Here is an 18897-nt window from a genome sequence, read left to right as displayed (position 1 = left end):
CGACAAGGCTCGTCACGGCGGGCCTGCCGGCCGTCACCACCGTGGTCATCGGTGGTGACCCGAGCCGCTCCTGGGCGCTGCTGGAGCATCCGATCCGCGCCCCCCTGACCGGTGAACCACCCGTCAGCGGCCATCCCGTCCTCGTTCGGCCCTCCGGTCTCGGCGCCGACGCGGTGGCGGTCGGGGCGGCGGCATGCGCGCGTGCGGAACTCGGGCTCCTGCCCGGCCGGGTGGCGGGAATCCGCCAAGGACGACCGTGTGATTGACGCGGGCCCGACACTCTCTTACCTTCTGGTCGATTAACCGAACTGCGTTCGATATTTCGACAGTTACGGCCGTTCGGTATCTCGGCCAGAAGGCCCGCACCCCCCTGGAGAGCACATGGCCCACCCCTCCCGCAGACACTTCCTCGGCATGGCGGCGACCGTCCCGCTCGCCGCGACCGGCGCCCTGGCCCTCGGCGCGGGAACCGCCCACGCCGCCGACTCGGCGTACGTCATGGCGTACTTCACCGAGTCCACGACCATGCTGGAGGCCAACTACGGTCTGCACCTGGCCGTCAGCACCGACGGTCTGCGCTGGATGCCGCTGAACCAGAACAACCCGGTGGTCACCCCGACCGGCGGTGCGGGAGGCCTGCGCGACCCGTTCATCCTGCGCAAGCAGGACGGCACCTTCGTCGTGCTGGCGACCGACCTCAGCGGCACCGACTGGAGCCGCAACAGCGTCTACATCCACGTCTGGGACTCGGCGGATCTGCGGTCCTTCACCGGGTACCGGCTGCTGAAGCTGCACGACATGACCAACACGCACAGCTGGGCGCCGGAGGCCTTCTGGGACGCCGGGCGCGGGCAGTACGGCATCCTCTACTCGTCGGTGAACAGCAGCGGCCACAACGTGATCATGGTCAGCTACACGACCGACTTCCGGACGACCACGAATCCGCAGGTGTTCTTCGACCCGGGTTACGACGTCATCGACGGCAACCTCACCGTGGGCGTGAACGGCGTCAACTACCTCTACTTCAAGCGCGACCAGACGTTGGTGGGCGCTCGGTCCACCTCCCTGAACCCCGGCAGCTTCACCGTCTTCAGCACGCCCGCCTCCCACGGCGGCACCGAGGCGCCGACGGTGGTGAAGTCCCTGACGTCCAACACCTGGTACCTGTGGGGCGACACGTATACGCCCAACGGCGTCTTCTACGCCTGGCAGTCGACCGACCTCGCGGCCGGCACCTGGACGGCGCTCGACCAGCGTCTGTACACCCAGCCGCTCAACTCCAAGCACTGCGGCATACAGCCGATCACCTCGACCGTGTACGACAACCTGGTCGCCAGGTGGGGCGCGCCGGCCTGGAACCGGCTCAAGTCGTACAACTTCCCGGCGCGTTACGTCCGGCACAGCGGCTTCGCCGGACGGATCGACGAGTACCCCTTCGACCCGTACCCGGACTCCCAGTGGAAGCTGGTGCCGGGCCTCGCCGACTCGTCCGGGGTGTCCTTCCAGTCGGTCAACTACCCGACCCGGTACCTACGGCACTACAACTACGCCCTGCGCCTGGACGAGAACGACGGCACGTCGACGTTCGCCGGCGACGCGACCTTCTACCGGACGGCCGGGCTCGCCGACTCCTCCTGGGCGTCGTTCCGCTCGTACAACAACCCGACGCGGTACATCAGGCACTCCAACTACGCCCTGCGCATCGACCCGATCTCCACGGCCACGGAGCGGCAGGACGCCACCTTCTACGTCGGCTACTGAGCAGGGCTGCGACGGCAGGTGGGGTGGTGGCCGGGCGGTACCGTCCGACCACCACCCCACCCGGGTGACGTCCAGTCCGGACCTGCTAGGCCAGACCGGCCGACTTCAGCCAGGCCTTGGCCACGTCCAGCGGGTCCTTGTTCTCCAGCTGGACCTGGGAGTCCAGGTCCAGGAGCGTCTTGGTGTCCAGCTTGGCCGAGACCGCGTTGAGCGCGTCGATGCCCTCCTGGGAGACACCGCTCTTGTAGACGAGCGGGGTCACGTTGGCGAAGCCGAAGAGGTTCTTCGGGTCCTTCAGGACGACGAAGCCCTCCTTGGTGATGGTCGGGTCCGTGGTGAAGATGTCCGCGGCCTGGACGGTGTTCTTCGTCAGCGCCGCCTGGGTCAGCGGGCCGCCCGCGTCCAGCGCCTTGAAGGACTTGAAGTTCAGGCCGTACTCGGACTCCAGGCCCTTCAGGCCCTGCTGCCGGGTCTGGAACTCGGGCGAACCGCCGATCACCAGGTCCGGGGCGATGTCCTTGAGGTCCTCGAGGCTGGACTCGCCGGTCAGCTTGTACTTCTTCGCCGTCTCGGCGTTGACGCTGACGGAGTCCTTGTCCTCGGCCGGCGAGGACTCCAGCAGCGTCAGCTTCGAGTCCAGCTTGGTCTTCACCGCGGCGTTCACGGCGTCGGCCGACGTCTGCTCCGCCTTCGGGTCGAGGTAGGCGAGCAGCGAGCCGTTGTACTCCGGCAGGACCGTGACGGAGCCGTTCTTCAGCAGGCCGTAGGTCGTCTCACGGCTGCCGATGTTGGGCTTGTAGGTGACCTTGATGCCCTTCGCCTTCAGGGCCTCGCCGTAGATGTCGGCGAGCAGGATGCTCTCGGCGAAGTTGTTCGAGCCGACGACCACGGTGTCGCCGCTCGCTCCGCCCTCGGCGAGCGGGTCGGACTTGTCGTCGGAGGAGGAACATCCCGCCAGCAGCGCCGCCGTGGCGGCGAGCGCGACGGCGGCCGCGCCGGGATGGTTCCTGAAGGACCTGCTGCGTGAGGCGGTGGAAGTCACGATTCCCGTTCCGGTTTCAGGGGGTTGGGAGAGCTCTTCCACTGATCCAATCCAGCCGGTTCTCGGTCAGTCAAGGGCGACCAGGTCACCGATTGGCCTCAAAAGTCGGAAAGTAACGGACAGTTGCACCCCGAGGTGAAGGCGGGACGGCAGGGGTAAAAGGGGTCGTTTACGGATTCGTGACGTACAGTTCCGGTCACGGCGATCAGAGGGCGGTACTGTCCCCCAAACAAAGCCGATCCCACTCGAACAACAACGGTCACGTGAGACCTCGCGCGCCGTGTGGCGCCCGCGAAGGAGGCAAGTCGGTGTCCACGAACGAGGTGGGCGCGCCCCGCCCGCGTCGTATACGCGGTTTCGCCGTCCGCTGGCCCTTCAGGCGGAAGCTCAATCTGCTGGTGGGTGTGCCGCTGACCGTGGTCGCGGCTCTTCTCGCCTACCTCATCGCCGACCAGAGCGCGCAGTCGCGCAACGCCGCGGACGCCGCCTGGCTGGTCCGGGAGAGCGCCGAGGTCGCGACACTCGTCGACCGACTCGCGGCCGAGCACCAGCAGGCCGTCCTGCTCTCCGTACGGCACGAGGCCGCCGAGGGCAGCGCGCCTTCCCCCGCCGCCTACCGCACCGCGCAGTCCCTGACGAACGCCCAGGTGGAGCGGGTGCGCGATGCCTTCGGGGACCGGCTGCCGGAGACCGAGGCGCAGGCACTGCGCGGGGTCGAGGGCCTGAGCAGCCTGCGTGGCACCGTCGAGCAGGGGTATCTGCCCGCCGAGAACATCGACCCCGCCTACACCCACGCCGCGCAGGGGCTGATCGACGGCCTGGCGCTGGACCGCAACCCCGATCTCGCGACCACTTTCACGGGCAACCTGCTCGACTCGCTGCTGCGTGCGGGCGCCGCGCACAGCGCCTTCGAGACGGGCGTCTTCTCCGCGTCGACCGGTGACTCCAACGCGCTCATCGAGTTCATCGGCGCGATCGGCTCCTACGACGAGTACACCCACCAGGCCGACCGCTTCGCCCGGTTCGCCACCGAGACACAGACCGCCCAGCTCGCCGGGATCAAGTACACCGCCGCACAGAGCGTCATCAGCCGGCAGTTCGCCGAGCTGCAGATCGCCCCCGGTGCCGTGCAGGCCGGCTCGCCCGCCGAGATCCGCAAGTCGCTCGCGGAGGCGCTCGACTCCTACCCGGCCTATCGTGACCAGGCCAAGACCCGGCTGGCGATCACCACTTCCCTCATCGGCCAGATCGCCGACCGGGCGGACAGCGCCTCCGAAGAAGCGGCGTGGCGCGCGCTCGTGCTGCTGGGGTTCGCCCTGTTCGGCTTCGCCGGCTGGCTGGTCCTCGTGATGCTGGTGCGCCGCTCGGTGGTCCGCCCGGTGCAGGCCCTCACGGGTGCGGCGCGGCAGGTCGCCGGCGTCGCCGAGCGCGAGCTGGCCCGGGTGGCCGACGACGACGCCGAGGACGACGGTCCGCCGCGGCTGCACGAGTTGCCGGTCGTGGCCCGCGACGAGATCGGCGAACTCGCCGAGGCCTTCAACCAGGTGCAGACCACGGCGGTCGCGCTGCTGGAGCGGCAGGTGCTCAGCCGGCGCAACACGGCGGAGATGTTCGGCAACGTGGGCCGCAGGGTCAGCAACCTGACGTCACGTCAGCTGTCGCTGATCGACGCGGTGGAGCGGGGCGAGACCGACCCCGCGCTCCTGGAGCGCCTCTACTCCATCGACCACATCGCGGTCCGGCTGCGCCGCAACGCCGACAGTCTGATGCTGCTCGCCGGCATCCACGAGGCGGTCCTCGACACCGGGCCCCTCGCGCTCACCACCGTCGTACGCGCCTCGCTCGGCCAGATCGAGGGCTACCAGCGGGTGGAGCTGCGCGCGCGGACCGAGGTCGTGGTGGAGCCGGAGGTCATCGGCGACCTGACGCTGATGGTGGCCGAACTCCTGGAGAACGCGGTGTCGTTCTCGCCGGAGGGCCGCCCGGTCGAGATGACGGTGGCGGACGGCGAGGACGGCAGCGCGGTGATCGTCGTCGCCGACCACGGCCTGGGCATGAGCCCCGAACGCCTCGACGAGGAGAACGCCCGCCTCATCCGCCGCGAGCGACTGGACCTCGTACCGACCAAGGTCCTCGGCCTGTTCGTGGTCGGCACGCTGGCCCGCCGCTGGGAGATCGCGGTCACCCTGTCGCGCACACCGGGTGGCGGCGTGACGGCCGAGGTGACGGTGCCGTCGTCGCTACTGGTGACCGGGAGCACGACGGGGACGACGGCCGTGCGGGCCCTCGCGGCGGTTTCCGGGGGAACGGGGGCGGGGGCGACCGCGACCCCGGACGCGGTGGCATCCGACGGGACAAGGACGGACCACGACGACGCCACCACCGACCGTACGGCTTCGGTCGACGGCCAGGCGTCCGGCGGCACGACGCCGTCGGCCCCCGCCTCCGGGCCCCGACCCTCGGCCGTCGCGCAGGCAGATGCCGTGCGGCCGGACGACGGCGCGGACGGCGATGGGCTGCGGCCCCTCCCCCGCCGGGTCTCCCAGCGGGGTGCCGCCCCGGGCGACGACGGCGACACTGCCCCCGCCGACCACGCCCGGGCCGACCAGCCCGACCCGTCGGCGCGCGCCCGGGTCGAGCAGTCGGCCTCGGCTCTCGCGGGTCGTACCGACGAGGAGCCGTCCTCCGCGGCCACCCGACCCCTCCGTCGCCGTGTCCGCGGTGCGACCCTGCGTACGACCGCTGCCGCCGCCCCGCAGGCGGTGCCGCGGCAGGGCATGCGTACCGTGGACGCCGAGGCTGTGCGGGCCGAGCTCGACGAGTTCGAGGCCGCTGTGGAACGCGCGCACCGCGACACCGGAGAACACTCCGTCCCAGCCCCACCCCCAACCCCCCATACGCAAGACCAGAACGACCCCCCGGAAGGAGCGGAGCAGTGAGCACGTCGACAGGTGGCACCCCGGCGGGAGGCACCACACCGGCCGAACTGCAGGCCGCCGCAGCCGACTTCACCTGGCTGCTTAATCGCTTCGCCAAGGAGACGGCCGGCGTCGTGGACGCCATCGCCGTCTCGTCCGACGGGCTGCTCATCGCCGTCTCCGAACTGCGTGAGCACGCCGACTCCGAGCGGCTCGCCGCGATCGTCTCCGGCATCACCAGCCTGGCCGCCGGTGCCTCCGGCAACTACGGCCTCGGCGGCCTCAACAAGGTCATCATCGACCTGGAGGGCGGCCACGTCCTGGTCTCCGCGATCGGCAGCGGCGCCGTGCTCGGCGTGGTCACCGACAAGGAGGCCAAGCTGGGCAACATCGCCTACGAGATGACCGTGTTCGCCAACCGCGCCGGGTCCGCCCTCAGCCCGCAGCTCGTGCTGGAGCTGAAGAACAGCGTCGGCGCCGCGTCGACCCGCTGACCGGGCCGGGAGGAGAGCCGGGAGTCACGAGGCACCCGGTCGAGGAGGACGGACTAGCCCATGGCGGACGGCATCCCACCGCCGGACCTTGAAGGACCGGAGCCTGACGGACCGGAGCCTGGCGGACCGGAGCCCGGCGGATCGGCCCCGGTCGGACCCGCCCCCGCCGTACGGCCCTTCCTGGTCACCGCCGGCCGGGTGGCGGCCCACGCCGACGGCCGGTCGATGCCCGTCGAGACCCAGGTGGTGGCCACCACCGAGGGGCTCGACGCGCTCGACCGGCTCGCCTTCGAGCAGCACGACATCGTCGCCGTATGCCGGCTGCCGCAGTCCATCGCGGAGATCGCGGCCCGGCTGCGGCTGCACCTCAACGTGGTGCGGGTCCTCGCCGAGGACCTGCGCACCGCGGGGCAGTTGACGGTGCACGTGCCCGACTCCGGCATCGTCCACGACGCATCCGTATTGCGCAGGGTCATCGACGGCCTGCGCGCCATCCCCGACTCACGAGGGGTCACTCCGTGACGACGACTGAACCGGCCTCCCCCAGCCTCCGGCCGGGGGGACCCCCAGGCGCGCCAGCCGCGCAGGCGGCCACCGTACGACCGCCGCTGCCGGTCAAGATGGTGATCGCGGGCGGCTTCGGCGTGGGCAAGACCACCACCGTGGGCTCCATATCGGAGATCGAGCCGCTGACCACCGAGGCCGCCATCACCGAGGTCGCGGCGGGCGTGGACGACCTCAGCCACACCCCGCGCAAGACCACGACCACCGTGGCCATGGACTTCGGCTGCATCACCATCGACCCGACCCTGAAGCTGTATCTGTTCGGCACACCGGGCCAGGAGCGGTTCGGGTTCATGTGGGACGACATCGTCGAGGGCGCGGTCGGCGGGCTGGTCATCGTCGACACCCGCCGCCTCGACGACTGCTACGCCGCCGTCGACTACTTCGAGCACAAGGCCATCCCCTTCGCGGTCGCCGTCAACGCCTTCGACGGCAAGGTCGAGCACACCCTGGAGGAGGTCCGCTGGGCGCTCGACGTCACCGACGGCGTCCCGGTCGTCGTCTTCGACGCCCGCGAGCGCGGCTCGGTCAGGGACGCCCTGCTCGTCGTACTGGAACTGGCGCTGGCGCGCACGCAGGGATGACGGCGGACGCGGAATGCCCGTGCCCCGCAAGGGCGTTGGCATCTGCCATGAGCCTCGACGAGCGCACCATCACCAACCCGCCCGCCCTGCACGACCCGACCCCGTTCGGCTACAGCCACGCCGTCTCGGCGCCCGGCGAACTCGTCTTCATCGGCGGCCAGTACGCCTCCGACGCCACCGGCGCGCCCGTACCCGGCGACTTCGCCGCCCAGGTGGAGCTGGCCTTCGACCGGCTGCGCTCGGCGCTGGAGGGCGTCGGCCTCGGCTATGAGCACGTGGTCCGCCTCGGCACGTTCATCGTCGACCACGATCCCGGCAAGCTGGAGGCCCTCGGCAAGGCGCTGCACGCCCGCTTCGGCGACCGGCTCCCCGCCCAGACCCTGAGCGGGGTCGCCTCGCTCGCGCTGCCGGGGATGCTGTTCGAGGTCGACGCGGTCGCCGTACGGCCGGCTCGGGGGCGTTAGCGGTGCCTGCGCGTCAGTGCGGCCTGCGTACCCCCGGCGACACCGCGAGCCGGCCCAGCGCCCAGAACACCGCGAGCGTCGTCAGCGCCATGGCGGCGACGAGCGTGGCGCCGCCCACCACCTTCTCGTAGTTCCTCTGGTAGAGGCCGTCGATGATGTAGCGGCCGAGACCGCCAAAGCTGACGTACGCGGCGATGGTGGCCGTCGAGACGATCTGGATGGCCGCCGAGCGCAGGCCGCTGAGGATCAGCGGGAGGGCGACGGGCAGTTCGACCCGGAACAGGACCGCGGTCTCGGCCATGCCCATGCCGCGAGCAGCGTCCACCGGCGCGGGGTCGACGGAGCGCATCGCCTCGTTGGTGGTGACGAGGATGGGCGGGATGGCCAGCACGACCAGCGGGATCATGACGGGTGCCATGCCCAGGCCCAGCAGGATGAACATCAGCACCATCAGGCCGAAGCTGGGCAGCGCGCGGGCGGAGGTGGCGATGAGGCCGAGCGCGTTGCCGCCGCGCCCGGTGTGGCCCGTGAGCAGGCCGATCGGCAGTCCGACCGCGGCGGCGATGCCGAGGGCCATCAGCGTGTACTCGATGTGCTCACCGACCCGTGTCGGGATGCCGTCGTAGCCCTGCCAGTGGGCGTTGTCGCTGAAGAAGGAGCTGATGAAGTTCAGTACGTTCACAGGGCGCCCTCCTTCGCGGCCGCCGTGCGCGAGGCCGTACGGGTGCCGCGCGGCATCCAGGGCGTCACCAGCACTCGCAGGACGATCAGCAGGGCGTCCACGAGGATGGCGAGGACGGCCGTGCTCACCACGGAGAGCCACACCAGGCGTGGCTGGTTGAACCTCATACCGCTGTCGAGCAGGTTGCCCAGTGCTCCCTCGTTGCCGATCAGCATGCCGACGCTGACGAGGGAGATGCTCGACACGCACGCCACCCGCAGCCCGGCGAGGATCGCGGGCGCCGCGATCGGCAACTGCACCTGGACATAGCGTCGTACCGGCCCGAAGCCCATGGCGGTGGCGGCGGCCAGCGTCTCCTGCGGCACCGACCGCACGCCGTCCACGATGGCCGGGACCAGCACCACCAGGCTGTATACGGCCAACGGGATCATCACCGTGAGCTCGCTCAGGCCGGTGTAGTCGATGAGGATGACGAAGAAGGCGAGCGACGGGATGGCGTACAGCACGGTCGTCACCCACAGCACCGGCGGGTACAGCCAGCGGAAGCGGACGCACAGCTGGGCCAGGGGCAGTGCAACGATCAGCCCGACCAGCACCGGGAGCAGTGCCTCGCGCACGTGCAGGCCGACCAGGCCGAGATAGCTGTGCTCCAGGTAACTGGGCATGTCGAAGAGTTCGTTCACGGCGCGACCTTCTGGGCCGTGTCGTCCGCACGCCGCTCCGCGTGCGCCCCACGGATGGCCTCGCCGATGACCTGCTGCGAGACGACCCCGGCAGCCCGGCCCTCGGCGTCCACGGCGACGGCCCATCCGGTCGGCGAGAGCACGGCGCAGTCGAGCGCGGCCCGCAGCGAGTCGCTGCCGGCCACGAACGGGCGCCCGTACGACAGCAGTCGGTCGGCCTTGATCTCCCCGGCGGTGAGCTCCTGCGGCTCGCTCCAGCCGAGGGGCTTGCCGTCCGGGTCGGTGACGAGGAGGTAAGGGGCGTCGCCCGCGCCGGCTGCGGTGATCTGCTCGGCGGTCGCGTCGACGGCGACGATCGGGGCGGTCAGCAACTCCAGTCCCGCCGACGGGAAGAAGGACAGCCGCCGGATGCCGCGGTCGGCGCCGAGGAAGTCCTCCACGAAGGCGTCGGCGGGGTGGGACAGCAGCTCGGCGGGCGGGGCGAACTGGGCGAGATGGCCGCCGGTACGCATCACGGCGACCATCGTGCCGAGCTTGACGGCCTCGTCGATGTCGTGGGTGACGAAGACGATGGTCTTGCCCAACTCGCCCTGAATACGGAGCAGTTCGTCCTGCAGCCCCTTGCGCACCACGGGGTCGACGGCCGAGAACGGCTCGTCCATCAGCAGCACCGGCGGATCCGCCGCGAGCGCCCGCGCCACACCGACGCGCTGCTGCTGCCCCCCGGACAGCTGGTACGGGTACCGCTTGGCGAGCGCCCCGTCGAGCCCCACCCGCTCCATCAGCTCCCGCGCCCGGGCCCGGGACTTCTCCTTGCCCCAGCCGAGCATGCGGGGCACGGTGGCGATGTTGTCGAGGATCGTGCGGTGCTGGAAGAGACCGGCGTTCTGGATGACGTAACCCATGGACCTGCGCAGCGTGTTGACCGGCTGCTGCTGGATGTCCTTGCCGTCGAGGAGGATGGTGCCCTCACTGGGCTCGACCATCCGGTTGATCATGCGCAGGGTGGTGGTCTTCCCACAGCCCGACGGTCCGACGAGGACGGTGATCGCGCGGTCGGGGATGTCCAGCGAGAGGCGGTCGACCGCCACCGTGCCGTCCGGATATCGCTTGGTGACTGAATCTATCCGTATCAAAACGCCGAATACCCTTCGGGTGTGGGGTCGTCCGGCAGAGTCTAGACCTCTTGTGTTTCGGGCCTTCGGGGGCCGTTTCCTCGGCGCCGGTCAGCACTGTGCTGTGCGCACCCTGTGAGTTCGCTGATTCTCACCCTTCCCTCAGAACGGCCTCAGCGATCCCCCAGAAGCGGCCTCGATCGTCAGCGGCATGAACGAAACGAACGCGGGAGGCGTCCGGCGGCGGTCGGTCGAGACCATGGTGCCGGTCCACAACGAGGCGCCCGTCCAGGACGACGGGCCCCGGCACCGGGCCGAACCCCCGGCCGGCGCCCCCGAGGACCCGCGCTGGGCCCGCCCCGCCCTGTGGGCGATCCTGCTGCTGGCCACCGCCCTGTACGCCTGGAACCTCTCCTCCGTCACCGGCAACACTTTCTACAACGCGGCCGTCTACAGCGGCACCAAGAGCTGGAAGGCGTTCTTCTTCGGCGCACTGGACGCCGGTAGCTTCATCACCGTCGACAAGCCGCCGTTCGCGCTGTGGGTGATGGGCCTGTCCGCCCGCGTCTTCGGCTACGGCACCTGGCAGTTGACGCTGCCGATGGTCGCGGTGGGCGTCGGTTCGGTGGCACTGCTGTACCGGCTGGTCAAGCGGGACTTCGGGGTCGTCGCGGCGACGATCGCCGCGCTGGCCCTGACCCTCACCCCGATCACCGTCGCCATCACCCGGGACACCAACCCCGACCCGATCCTGGTCTTCCTGATGCTGCTCGGCGCCGCCGCGCTGCTGAAGGCCGTGCGTACCGGGCGGCTGATGCCGCTGGTGTGGTCGGGCGTCGCGATCGGCTTCGCGTTCAACACGAAGATGATGCAGGCGTACGTCGTCCTGCCCGTGTTCTTCCTGGTGTACCTGTGGGCCGCGAACGCCTCCCTGGGCCGGCGGATCCGCAATCTCGCCGTCGGCACGGTCGCGCTGGTGGTGAGCAGCGCCTGGTGGATGGTGGTCGTCGATCTGATCCCCGCCTCGTCGCGTCCGTACATCGGCGGCTCCACCGACAACACCGTCTGGGACCTCGTCATCGGCTACAACGGCTTCGGCCGTATCTTCGGGGCGAGTTCGTCGGTGGGCTCGCAGGGCAACGGCGCGAGCTTCGGCGGCGACGCCGGGCTGTACCGGATGTTCAACGAGATCATGGGCGGCCAGATCTCCTGGCTGATCCCGTTCGCGCTGATCGCTCTCATCGGCGGCCTGGTGCTGCGTGGCCGGGCGCCCCGGACCGACGCCAAGCGTGCGGCGCTGATGCTGTGGGGCGGCTGGTTCGTGCTGCACTACCTGACGTTCGCCCTGGCCGAGGGCACCTTCCACCCGTACTACGTCACCGCCATGGCGCCGGGCATCGCGGCTCTGGCCGGCATCGGTGCCGTGCTGCTGTACCGGGCGTTCGTGGAGGGTTCGGCGGCGAAGTGGGGTTGGGTGCTGCCGGGTGCGGTGGCGGCGAGCGCGGTGTGGGCGGTCGTGCTGCTCCAGCGGGTCTCCGGCTCCGGGACGCTGTACACCGTCGCCGAGGTCGTGGTCGGCGTGGCGGGCGCGGTGGCCGTACTCGGGCTGCTGATCGGGCGGTTCGCCAAGCGGCGGCGACTGATCGGGCTCGCGTCGCTGGCGGCGCTCGTGGCACTGCTGGCCGGTCCCGCCGCGTACTCGGTGTCGGCGGCGACGACCGCGAACACCAACGGCACCAACCCGACGGCCGGGCCGAACACCGGCGGCGGCATGGACGGTGGCGGCGGCATGGGAGGCGGCCAGCGGCCGAGCGGCACCGGTGGCTCCGGTTCCACCGGGCAGTCCACGGGTCAGCCTCCGTCGGGCAACGCCCCGTCCGGCAGCAGCTCCTCCAGCACCAACTCCTCCGGCAAGGGTGGCGGCATGGGCGGCGGCACTCAGGTCACCTCCGAGATGATCACGTACCTGAAGAAGAACCAGGACGGCGCCACCTGGCTGGTCGCGGTGGCCACCGACCAGACGGCCTCCTCGATCATCCTGGAGTCCGGTGAGCCGGTGATCTCCATGGGCGGCTGGTCCGGCAGCGACGAGGCGATGACCCTGGCCAAGCTCAAGAGCCTGGTGAAGGCGGGCAAGTTGCACTACATCGTGATCAGCGACAGCGGTCAGGGCAGCACGAACTCCGAGATCTCGACCTGGGTCAAGAAGAACGGCACTGCGGTGAGCGACTACAGCGGGCTGTACCGCCTGGACGCCTCCGACGTCGGCTGAACCACCGGCCTTACGTGCGACGCCCCCGGCATGCTCGATGCCGGGGGCGTCATTCGTGCACTCCGCTTTACGCCGCCCGCGTCTCCACCCCGGCCACGGGGAACCCTTGCGTGCGCAAGACCCGCCGCTCGGCGTCCACCGCGAACACCTCGCAGCCCTCCCGCGAGGCGGCCCACTCGACGCCGTCCGCGCCCATGGCGAAGGCCGCCGTGGCCACCGTGTCCGCCACGGTCAGGGAGGACGCCACGACGCTGAGGGAGAGCAGCCCGGTCGCCGGACGCCCGGTGCGGCCGTCGATGATGTGGTCGCCGCGCTCGTAGCGGGCGGACGTGGCGATCGCCCCGTCGGTGAGCTCGGCCACCGTGCACACCTTGTCGGCGTGCTCGGGGTGGCGTACCCCCACCCGCCAGGGCCCGCCGGAGGCGACCACGTCACCACCGGCGTTGAGGACGAAGCGCTGCGCTCCCGCCGCCTTCAGCAGCTCGGCGGCCCGCTGCACGGACCAGCCCTTCACCACCGCGCACGGATCCAGCCCGCGCCCCGGCAGCCGTACGTCGAAGGCGCCGCCGGTGGCGAGTCGGTACTCCTCGCACAGGCCCAGCACCTCGTCGAGGTCCGCGCTGACGTCACTTCGTGCGATCTCGTCCCGGTCCAGCCGGGACACCTCGCTGTCGGCCTTGAAGGGGCTGAACCGGGCGTCGACCTCGCGCAGCCAGGCGAACACGGCGTCGGCGGTCTCCGCACCTCGTTCATCGAAGCGCTCGTCGTCGATCCGCAGCGAGACCGGGAACCCCATGACGTGTTCGACTCGGTGCATGATCAGCCCTTCGCGTCGATCGCGGCCTGCAACGACTCCTTGTAGCCGTCACTGGTGATCGTGGCACCGGAAACCGTGTCGATGTCCGCGCTCTGTGCCTGAAGCGTCTCCGCGATCAGCTTCGGCACCGCCGCCGTCGTCTGCGGGTGGTTCGGCTGCTGGAGCATCTTCACCGACGCGATCTTGTCGCCCTCGAAGGTCACCTGGACCTGCACCGGGCCCTTGTCGGTGTTCACCGTCGAGCCGTCGACCGTCTGCGACTGCGCGGCTGCGGAGGACGACGCCGACTCCGCGTTCGCGTCGATGGCGGCCTGCAGCGACTCCTTGTAGCCGTCGCTGGTGATCGTGGCGCCCGACACCGTGTCGATGTCCGAGCTCTGCGCCTGAAGCGTCTCCGCGATCAGCTTCGGCACCGCCGCCGTCGTCTGCGGATGGTTCGGCTGCTGGAGCATCTTCACAGCCGTGATCTTGGAGCCCTGGAAGGTCACCTGGACCTGCACGGGGCCCTTGTCGGTCTGCACGGTCGAGCCCTTGACGACCGTGCTGCCGGAACCCGAACCCGACGCGGCGGAGGACGACGCCGAGGGCGTCGAGGCCGGTGTGGCGGCTTCCGTGGAGGCGGTGCCGAGGGACGGCTCGTAGAGCCAGACCGGGACCAGGCCCGCGACGCTCAGGACCAGGACAGGTATTGCTCGCTTCACGATGTCTTTCCCGTCCTTCTCAGCCGGCCAGGCTGAAACGCTCGAAGTGGACCTGCTGCTTGGGCACGCCCAGCTCGCGCAGGCTGCCGATCACCGCGTTCATCATGGGCGGCGGGCCGCAGAGGAAGACGTCGCGGTCGGTGATGTCCGGAACGAGGCGCGCCAGCTCGGCGGGGGCCAGCTTGTCGGGGACGACCGGGCCGGTCAGCAGGTGCAGCTCGGCGCCCTTGGCGTGGGCGAGCTCCACCAGCTCGCCGTACAGGACCGCGTCCCGGTCCGTGGCGACCCGGTAGAGCACGACTGCGTGGCCGTGCAGCTCCTCCAGCAGCGCCCGGATGGGGGTGACGCCGACGCCGCCGGCGATGAGCACGGCCTCCGGCCGGGTGCGGTGCATCGTGGTGAAGGCGCCGTAGGGGCCCTCGGCGAAGACGCGCGTGCCGACCTTGATGTGCCTCAGGCCCGCCGAGCCGGCACCGGCCGCCTTGGCGGTGAGCCGCAGCTGGTTGCCGTCGGGCGCGGCCGACAGGGAGAACGGGTTGGCCTGCCACCAGCGGTCCTTCGTCAGGAACCGCCACAGGAAGAACTGGCCGGCCCGCGCGGGCAGCTTGTCCAGGTCGCGGCCGGTGACGTAGACCGAGACGACGTTGTCGGACTCGGCGACGACCGCGGAGACACGCAGCTGGTGGCGCCAGTTCCGCCACAGCGGCAGGACCAGCCGGCCCACGAACACCGAGGCGAGGGCGACGCCCCACACCGCGTACCAGTACGCCGTGGCGGCGGAGGAGGAGGTGAAGGACGTACCGACCGCGACCTGGTGCGTGAAGGCCAGGACCACCGCGACGTAGGTGTACAGGTGGATGAAGTGCCACGTCTCGTACGCCAGCCTGCGTCGCGCGAACCGGGCCGAGACGACGCCGATCACGATGATGATCCCCAGCGCGACGACGGCGCGCAGCACGCCCTCGACCGTTTCGGCGAGGTCGATCAGCTGGTTCACCGGGTCCAGGGAGGACGACTCGGCGTAGCCGAAGGTGATGAAAACGGCGTGCGCGAGGAGGGCCCACAGGACGCTGAAGCCGGTCCAGCGATGCCAGGAGGTCAGCCGGTCCATGCCGATCCGGCGGTCCAGCCAGGGCAGTCGGGCCACCAGCAGCAGCTGGAAGGCCATGAGCAGGGCGCCGACCAGGCCGGCGAGGCGGCCGAGCACGATGAGCGTGTTCGAGGCGAAGCCGGCGGCGAAGAAGAAGTAGAGCACCACGGCCACGTTCGCGGCCAGCAGGGCGTACAGGCCCGTGCGGGCGACCACCCTGGGGCGTATCGCCGTGGGGGGCGCAGGGGGCGATTGGACGGTCGTCACGGGCGACAGCTCCTTGATCTCGTCTGTGGATACCGAGCTTGTCCGGCCGCAGCTGTCGAAAAGCTGTCGTACTTCTTTCAACTGGTTATCGATGTGGTCGCGGCGCCGCACCCGCCCCCGAGGACCGGTGCTCGGTGCCGCACTATGAACGGGTGGAGAAAGTACGCCTTCTCGTCGTGGACGACGACCCGCCCATCGCCGACCTCGTGGCGACGGTCGCCCGGTACGAGGGCTGGGAGGCGATGACCGCGAACTCCGGTGAGGAGGCGCTGCGGCGGGCCGCCGAGTTCCATCCGGACATCGTGGTGCTGGATCTGATGCTGCCCGACCTGGACGGCTTCGGCGTCCTGGACCGGCTGCGCAGCGCCGGGACGATGGTGCCCGTGGTGTTCCTGACCGCCCGCGACGGGGTCGCCGACCGGGTGGCCGGGCTGACCCGGGGCGGTGACGACTACCTGGTCAAACCGTTCGCGGTGGAGGAGCTGATGGCCCGGCTGCGGACCGTGCTGCGGCGCAGCGCCGGGCCCGGCTTCCAGCGTTCCGTCCTTCGGGTGGCCGACCTGATGATGGACGAGGACACCCGCGAGGTGCGCCGCGGCGACAAGCTGCTCACGCTCACGCCGACCGAGTACGAGGTGCTGCGCTATCTGATGCGCAAGTCACCGACCGTGCTGACCAAGGCGCAGATCCTCGACCATGTGTGGGAGTACGGCTTCGGCGGCCGCTCGAACGTCGTCGAGCTGGTCGTCAGTCGACTGCGCCGCAAGCTCGACGACGCCGGCGCGCCGCTGATCCACACCGTGCGGGGCTTCGGGTACGTGATCCGGCAGGCGGCCGAGTGATCGGGCGGCTGCTGCGGGCGTACCGCGGGATGCGGCTCGGCACTCGGCTGGCGCTGGGGCTCGGGGCGCTGTCCCTGGTCGTGTTCGGCGTCGTCGGCACGGCTCTGACGACGTACATGCGGGACTATCTGTCGGCCCAGCTGGACACCCAGCTCGCGCAGGGCCAGATCGCCCAGTCCAAGAGCATCGCGGACTACGGCACGCTCTCGGGCAAGAAGTACTACAGCTGGTTCTACGCCGTGTACGACGTGGCGGACGGCACGCCCGAGCTGCGCAAGCCCGAGGACCCCGCCGACCTGCCGAAGGACGTCGACGACTTCACGGCCGTGGCGCGGGCGCAGGCCGCCGCGGACACGGAGGTCCTGCGCACCGAGCACCTGCGGGGCAAGGGCGAGTACCGGTTGCGCGCCTGCGAGGTCGAGCCCGGTGTGGTGCTGGTCAGCGCGGCGCCCATGGACGACATCGAGGACACCGTCGGTCAGCTGATCACCATCCAGGTGGTCACCTTCGGACTGGCGCTGCTGGCCCTCGTGGTGGTCGGGCGGGGGATGCTGCGGCGCGGCCTGAAGCCGCTGAGCGACATGGCGCACACCGCCCGCGGCATCACCTCGCACGACCTGACGGACTCGGCGCGGCTGACGGTGCGGCACGACGGGCGCAGCGGCGGCCCCGAGGTGGAGGAGCTGCGCACCGCGTTCAACACGATGCTGGAGCACATCGACGACTCCCTCGCGGTACGGGCGGAGGCGGAACAGCGCCTGCGCCGCTTCGTGGCGGACGCCTCGCACGAGCTGCGCACCCCGCTGATGTCGGTGCGGGGCTACGCCGACCTCTTCCAGTACGCGGCCGCCAACGCCCCCGAGGAGCGGGACAAGCACCTGGCCCGCCTGCGCGCCGAGGCCGCCCGCATGGGCTTCCTCCTCGACGACCTGCTGCTGCTCGCCCGCCTGGACGCCGCGGAGGTCGAGACACCGCTGCGCCCGCAGGAGGCGGATCTGGTGGAGCTGGTCGCGCAGGCGGCGGATGCGTTCCGGGTCACCCACGCCGACCATCCGCTGACGGTGGCCCCCGGCCCGGGTTCCCTCAAGCTCCGCCTGGACCCCCAGCGGGTCCGCCAGGTCCTGGACAACCTCCTCACCAACGCGGCGATGCACACCCCGTCCGGCACCCCGGTCTCCGTGGCGGTCTCGGTCGCGAACGGCGCGGCCCAGGTCCGGATCGCCGACGCCGGCCCCGGCATCCCGCCCGCCGACCGGGAACGCGTCTTCGACCGCTTCTACCGCGTCGACAAGGCCCGCAGCCGCGACCGGGGCGGCAGCGGCCTGGGCCTGGCGGTGGCCCAGTCCCTCATCCACGCGCACTGCGGCCGCATAGACCTGACCAGCGAGCCGGGGGCGACGGTGTTCACGGTCACGATCCCGTTGGCCCTGGACCGGGCAAGGGAGACTCGCGCCACCGGCTGACACACGCCGCCCCACTGGCGCCGGAAGGCGGAGGTCGGATTCGCGGAGGGAATGCGCGAGTTCGCGGAGGCCGGGATGCGGGAGGCGTAGTCTGCCTCGGACCGGTGGTGCTGCCCGCATCAGGAAGCGGCAGCGGGCAGCACCACCTCGAAGCGGCAGCCGCCGGGGACGTTGCGTACCGTGGCCCGCCCGTCGTGCGCCTCCACGATGCCCCGCACGATGGCGGGGCAGGCCTCCTCGGGAATGGCCGTGGCCGGGTCGCGGTGCAGGCGGTGCTCGCGTTGCTCGTCAATCACCGGCTGCTGACGGGTTGGTGACCACAGAACGGGAAGGTAGGTTAGGCTTACCTAACTAGAAGCCCCCGGTTCCTCCCACAGGTTCGAAAGGCCCTCATGTCTGCTGCCACCTGCCCTGAGCCGACGCCCGCCGAGCGTGCCCGCTCGGTGCTGGCGGCGGCCGGCTCGCTGACCGTCACCACGCACGGCCGGCGCATCGAACTGATCGGCCTGCACACCGTCGACGCCGCCGCGCGACTGCTTCTGCACAACCCGCCGGACGGCCATCTGGCCGCCGAGTTGGCGGTGGCACCGCACGGCGATCTGGCCGCCCTCGTGGAGTTCACCGACATCGCCCCCGTCGCCGTACGCGAGCGGGTGCGCGCCCGGCTGACGCTGGGCGGCTGGCTCACCGCGCTCGGCCCCAAGACCCTGGTGTTCAACACGGCCCGGGCCGTGCTCACCGAGGACGACGGGGCGACCGTCATCGGCCTCGACGAACTGACCCTGGCCTCCCCCGACCCGCTGGCCACCCACGAGGCGGAGATGCTGGCCCGGCTGGACGCCACCCACACCGACACGGTGGCCCCGCTCGCCCGGCTGCTCCCGCCCCGGCTCCAGCTCGGCGCGACCGAGGTACGGCCGCTGCGGCTCGACCGGCACGGCCTGGTGCTGCGCATCGAGACACCGGACACGCACCACGACGCCCGCCTGCCCTTCGCCACCCCGGCCACACACCCGGGAGAGGCGGTGCGCCAGTTCCACCTTCTGCTCGCCCAGGCCACCGCCCGCCCGCGCCGCCGACGCCTGCCTACCAGGTCGTAGCAGAGAGCGCGCCGTGCCCCAGTGCCGCCGACCTCCGG

17 protein-coding genes and 1 pseudogene are annotated in these 18897 nt (G+C 70.7%); 10 read left to right on the top strand and 8 right to left on the bottom strand.

Annotated features, from left to right (window positions below; all coding sequences use genetic code 11):
- The first annotated feature begins 381 nt into the window (after positions 1–381).
- The gene (locus EHO50_RS17755; protein WP_128431108.1) at positions 382–1761 is read left to right on the top strand and encodes a glycoside hydrolase family 43 protein; all 1380 of its coding nucleotides are present in this window, start codon (positions 382–384) and stop codon (positions 1759–1761) included.
- A gap of 85 nt (positions 1762–1846) precedes the next feature.
- Here EHO50_RS17755 and EHO50_RS17750 read toward each other — a convergent pair whose 3' ends face one another.
- Positions 1847–2803 (bottom strand): ABC transporter substrate-binding protein, encoded by a 957-nt coding sequence (locus EHO50_RS17750; RefSeq protein WP_128431107.1) that lies wholly within the window; start codon positions 2801–2803, stop codon positions 1847–1849.
- 308 nt (positions 2804–3111) lie between these two features.
- Between EHO50_RS17750 and EHO50_RS17745 the strand changes: the two genes are divergently transcribed.
- The 5 genes and pseudogenes from EHO50_RS17745 to EHO50_RS17725 all read left to right on the top strand — a co-directional run bounded on the left by EHO50_RS17745 (position 3112) and on the right by EHO50_RS17725 (position 7827).
- The gene (locus EHO50_RS17745; RefSeq protein WP_246101212.1) at positions 3112–5742 is read left to right on the top strand and encodes an ATP-binding protein; all 2631 of its coding nucleotides are present in this window, start codon (positions 3112–3114) and stop codon (positions 5740–5742) included.
- Positions 5739–6215, top strand: coding sequence for a roadblock/LC7 domain-containing protein (locus EHO50_RS17740; RefSeq protein ID WP_128431105.1), 477 nt, complete (start codon positions 5739–5741; stop codon positions 6213–6215). The genes EHO50_RS17745 and EHO50_RS17740 overlap by 4 nt, the downstream gene beginning before the upstream one ends.
- A 60-nt stretch (positions 6216–6275) precedes the next feature.
- Positions 6276–6747 (top strand): annotated as a pseudogene (locus tag EHO50_RS17735) (DUF742 domain-containing protein).
- A complete protein-coding gene (locus EHO50_RS17730; RefSeq protein ID WP_425472204.1) occupies positions 6734–7363 on the top strand; it encodes a GTP-binding protein in 630 nt (209 codons plus the stop codon). The pseudogene EHO50_RS17735 and the gene EHO50_RS17730 overlap by 14 nt, the downstream one beginning before the upstream one ends.
- 47 nt (positions 7364–7410) lie before the next feature.
- A complete protein-coding gene (locus tag EHO50_RS17725; RefSeq protein WP_128431103.1) occupies positions 7411–7827 on the top strand; it encodes a RidA family protein in 417 nt (138 codons plus the stop codon).
- A 13-nt stretch (positions 7828–7840) separates the two neighbouring features.
- On the opposite strand, the gene EHO50_RS17720 is transcribed toward EHO50_RS17725, so the two are convergent.
- The 3 genes from EHO50_RS17720 to EHO50_RS17710 are packed head-to-tail and all read right to left on the bottom strand — an operon-like array spanning position 7841 to position 10328.
- Positions 7841–8509 (bottom strand): ABC transporter permease, encoded by a 669-nt coding sequence (locus EHO50_RS17720; RefSeq protein ID WP_128431102.1) that lies wholly within the window; start codon positions 8507–8509, stop codon positions 7841–7843.
- The gene (locus EHO50_RS17715) at positions 8506–9192 is read right to left on the bottom strand and encodes an ABC transporter permease (RefSeq protein WP_128431101.1); all 687 of its coding nucleotides are present in this window, start codon (positions 9190–9192) and stop codon (positions 8506–8508) included. Before EHO50_RS17715 ends, EHO50_RS17720 begins: the two co-directional genes overlap by 4 nt.
- Positions 9189–10328: an ABC transporter ATP-binding protein gene (locus EHO50_RS17710; RefSeq protein ID WP_164904873.1), complete on the bottom strand. Its 1140-nt coding sequence runs from the start codon at positions 10326–10328 to the stop codon at positions 9189–9191. The genes EHO50_RS17715 and EHO50_RS17710 overlap by 4 nt, the downstream gene beginning before the upstream one ends.
- A 238-nt stretch (positions 10329–10566) precedes the next feature.
- Here EHO50_RS17710 and EHO50_RS17705 point away from each other — a divergent pair, with 238 nt between their 5' ends.
- Positions 10567–12579, top strand: coding sequence for an ArnT family glycosyltransferase (locus EHO50_RS17705; RefSeq protein WP_128431285.1), 2013 nt, complete (start codon positions 10567–10569; stop codon positions 12577–12579).
- 67 nt (positions 12580–12646) lie between these two features.
- Here EHO50_RS17705 and EHO50_RS17700 read toward each other — a convergent pair whose 3' ends face one another.
- The 3 genes from EHO50_RS17700 to EHO50_RS17690 are packed head-to-tail and all read right to left on the bottom strand — an operon-like array spanning position 12647 to position 15454.
- Positions 12647–13396, bottom strand: coding sequence for an FAD:protein FMN transferase (locus EHO50_RS17700; protein ID WP_128431100.1), 750 nt, complete (start codon positions 13394–13396; stop codon positions 12647–12649).
- Positions 13397–13398: 2 nt separating this feature from the next.
- A complete protein-coding gene (locus EHO50_RS17695) occupies positions 13399–14097 on the bottom strand; it encodes an FMN-binding protein (RefSeq protein ID WP_128431099.1) in 699 nt (232 codons plus the stop codon).
- 19 nt (positions 14098–14116) lie between these two features.
- On the bottom strand, positions 14117–15454 hold the full coding sequence (locus tag EHO50_RS17690) for a ferredoxin reductase family protein (RefSeq protein ID WP_246101211.1): 1338 nt from the start codon (positions 15452–15454) through the stop codon (positions 14117–14119).
- A 152-nt stretch (positions 15455–15606) separates the two neighbouring features.
- Here EHO50_RS17690 and EHO50_RS17685 point away from each other — a divergent pair, with 152 nt between their 5' ends.
- Positions 15607–16296, top strand: coding sequence for a response regulator transcription factor (locus EHO50_RS17685; RefSeq protein WP_128431098.1), 690 nt, complete (start codon positions 15607–15609; stop codon positions 16294–16296).
- Positions 16293–17759 carry a sensor histidine kinase gene (locus tag EHO50_RS17680; protein ID WP_128431097.1) on the top strand — a complete coding sequence of 489 codons (1467 nt, stop codon included), beginning with the start codon at positions 16293–16295 and terminating at the stop codon, positions 17757–17759. Before EHO50_RS17685 ends, EHO50_RS17680 begins: the two co-directional genes overlap by 4 nt.
- A 119-nt stretch (positions 17760–17878) precedes the next feature.
- Here the strand turns inward: EHO50_RS17680 and EHO50_RS44665 are convergent, their stop codons facing one another.
- The gene (locus tag EHO50_RS44665) at positions 17879–18055 is read right to left on the bottom strand and encodes an ATP-binding protein (RefSeq protein WP_220096454.1); all 177 of its coding nucleotides are present in this window, start codon (positions 18053–18055) and stop codon (positions 17879–17881) included.
- 96 nt (positions 18056–18151) lie between these two features.
- Between EHO50_RS44665 and EHO50_RS17670 the strand changes: the two genes are divergently transcribed.
- Complete coding sequence (locus EHO50_RS17670) at positions 18152–18859, top strand: DUF2470 domain-containing protein (protein WP_128431096.1); 708 nt, start codon at positions 18152–18154, stop codon at positions 18857–18859.
- Positions 18860–18897 lie beyond the last annotated feature (38 nt).

It is taken from the genome of Streptomyces cyaneus, assembly GCF_004028635.1.
GTDB classification, from domain to species: Bacteria; Actinomycetota; Actinomycetes; order Streptomycetales; family Streptomycetaceae; genus Streptomyces; species Streptomyces cyaneus.
The sequence above is the reverse complement of the archived record's forward strand: the minus strand, read 5'-3'. Positions and strand labels throughout refer to the sequence as shown.

What these genes read in the sequence shown, in the direction of transcription:
- EHO50_RS17755 (WP_128431108.1), top strand. Translation starts at nt 382, where the DNA reads ATGGCCCACCCCTCCCGCAGACACTTCCTCGGCATGGCGGCGACCGTC.
- EHO50_RS17725 (WP_128431103.1), top strand. Translation starts at nt 7,411, where the DNA reads ATGAGCCTCGACGAGCGCACCATCACCAACCCGCCCGCCCTGCACGAC.
- EHO50_RS17705 (WP_128431285.1), top strand. Translation starts at nt 10,567, where the DNA reads ATGGTGCCGGTCCACAACGAGGCGCCCGTCCAGGACGACGGGCCCCGG.
- EHO50_RS17700 (WP_128431100.1), bottom strand. Translation starts at nt 13,396, where the DNA reads ATGCACCGAGTCGAACACGTCATGGGGTTCCCGGTCTCGCTGCGGATC.
- EHO50_RS17670 (WP_128431096.1), top strand. Translation starts at nt 18,152, where the DNA reads ATGTCTGCTGCCACCTGCCCTGAGCCGACGCCCGCCGAGCGTGCCCGC.